The organism is Pseudoalteromonas sp. SWXJZ94C (assembly GCF_015864385.1).
GTDB lineage: Bacteria > Pseudomonadota > Gammaproteobacteria > Enterobacterales > Alteromonadaceae > Pseudoalteromonas.
In genome coordinates this window covers 1-1825 of record NZ_JADYXF010000118.1, presented here as the reverse complement: position 1 = coordinate 1825, position 1825 = coordinate 1, and the positions used below count along the sequence as shown (strand labels likewise).

3 protein-coding genes and 1 pseudogene are annotated in these 1825 nt (G+C 35.7%); all 4 read left to right on the top strand.

Going from position 1 to position 1825, the window contains the following annotated elements:
• The coding region (locus I6F65_RS21245; RefSeq protein ID WP_197114812.1) for an SMI1/KNR4 family protein at window positions 1-689 on the top strand (689 nt) is incomplete at its 5' end.
• Between the two features lie 154 nt (window positions 690-843).
• On the top strand, window positions 844-1173 hold the full coding sequence (locus I6F65_RS21240) for a peptidoglycan-binding protein (RefSeq protein ID WP_197114810.1): 330 nt from the start codon (window positions 844-846) through the stop codon (window positions 1171-1173).
• Window positions 1161-1415, top strand: coding sequence for a hypothetical protein (locus tag I6F65_RS21235; protein ID WP_231613265.1), 255 nt, complete (start codon window positions 1161-1163; stop codon window positions 1413-1415). The genes I6F65_RS21240 and I6F65_RS21235 overlap by 13 nt, the downstream gene beginning before the upstream one ends.
• A pseudogene (locus tag I6F65_RS21895) lies at window positions 1416-1664 on the top strand (transposase); the annotation flags it as partial.
• Window positions 1665-1825 lie beyond the last annotated feature (161 nt).

The following is a 1825-nucleotide window of genomic DNA, read 5'->3' as shown; positions in this document are numbered from 1 at the left end:
GATATATTCTTAACCTAAAAATTAAATTTTATAGCACAGTTTTATTTGTTCAATTAGAGTGGCTGTCTGGTTTAATTGCTTTATTTGTTCAATTAGAGTGGCTGTCTGGTTTAATTGCTATGGGAATGGCCCAAATTTATCAAGTGTTAAAAAAGGTAAGAAAGATGTTTGAAAAACTTGAAATTATAATGTCTCAAGCTGCAAGTAAAAAGAATTTTATTCAAAGAGGAAGTGTGGGTAATGAGGAGATAACAGCGTTAGAAACTATGCAAAATATTACTCTACCCAATGATTATAAATACTTTCTTTCAAGGTATGGATACTGCTTTTGGTTCGGTGAAGTAATTTGTGGTTTAGTTGGAGAAAATAAAAGGTATGAAAAGTTATGCAGTATTGTAAGGAAAAATACTTACTACCATGATCTTTATAACAATGATCCCAAATACCAGTCTGTAGCGAGTGATGGAATCGTTATAGGTACTTATGATGGTGGCGGTTATTACTTTTTATTCGCTCAAGAATCTGAGCGTGCTGGTGAAGTTGGGCTATTTCTAACCGAAACATATGGCCAAGAAGTGTCTAAGTTTAAGAGCTTTACAGATTACCTATCTTTTCTTGTAACTGGCACCCCTGATCCTGAACCTGTTGAAGTGGATTACGATAAAATAATGGACATAATTGAAGACTAATTATAAAAGTAGGGGTTTAGAACCATTATGTTTGGTTTAATAAAAAAATACAGTGAGCAAAAATAACAATGACACCCACTTTAACTAGTGGGTGTTAATTTACTACTAACACGTTGTACTTAAGCAACATAACACAAAAGAAAAGGACTCTTCGATGCCAGCAATGAAATTAATCCAATCAGTAGGAATTGGCGGCGCAAATAAGCCAGACGATGTAAAAGCAGTACAAACCGCTTTAAATTCACTTCTTTCTCTTATAACACCCACTCAAAAATTAAAAGTAGACAGTCGTTTAGGCTCACGCCCTGAAAACTCTAAAACGGTAGCTGCTATTAAGTTATTTCAAAGCAAAGTGGTAAATATGGTACGCCCTGATGGAAAAATAGATCCAAATGGACGCACCCATAGTGAAATTAACGTGACACCCATTTTAATTGGGATAGCTTTACTTGTTCAATTAAGGTGCCTGTCTTGCTTAATTTAGTTCTTCTTTCTCTTATAACACCCACTCAAAAATTAAAAGTAGACAGTCGTTTAGGCTCACGCCCTGAAAACTCTAAAACGGTAGCTGCTATTAAGTTATTTCAAAGCAAAGTGGTAAATATGGTACGCCCTGATGGAAAAATAGATCCAAATGGACGCACCCATAGTGAAATTAACGTGACACCCATTTTAATTGGGATAGCTTTACTTGTTCAATTAAGGTGCCTGTCTTGCTTAATTTAGTTCCTTGAACTTGTTGAACTAACAGGGCGAATAATACGGGAGGATAAACGCGGATATATTGATAATATGAACCTCCCTTTGCTAGAAAGGTTAAATATTTCCCCAGAAAACTGGTTAAAACTGACTACGCAATTTACGCGCGTATTTCATGGTGCAGTAGGCAGGCCCACTTCACAAATAGGTTACTGCGAAAATTTAAACAGAAAACGGCGAGCGAACATTAGTAACTGCGAAAAGCTACTTGCATAAACTTAAACTACTCAGTAAAACTTTCGGTAATAAATTACAACTGCACCATGCAGTCATTTTCATGCGTGCAATTTAGATTAAGAGTGTAGTGGTCAATAAAATTTGGCCACAGTTTTAGAGTCTTTGTATCTAATCTCAGATTCATTTGGCGCTAAACCAGC

Bases quoted from the DNA above. Each gene is read 5' to 3' on its own strand.
- I6F65_RS21240 (WP_197114810.1), top strand. From the start codon at position 844: ATGCCAGCAATGAAATTAATCCAATCAGTAGGAATTGGCGGCGCAAAT.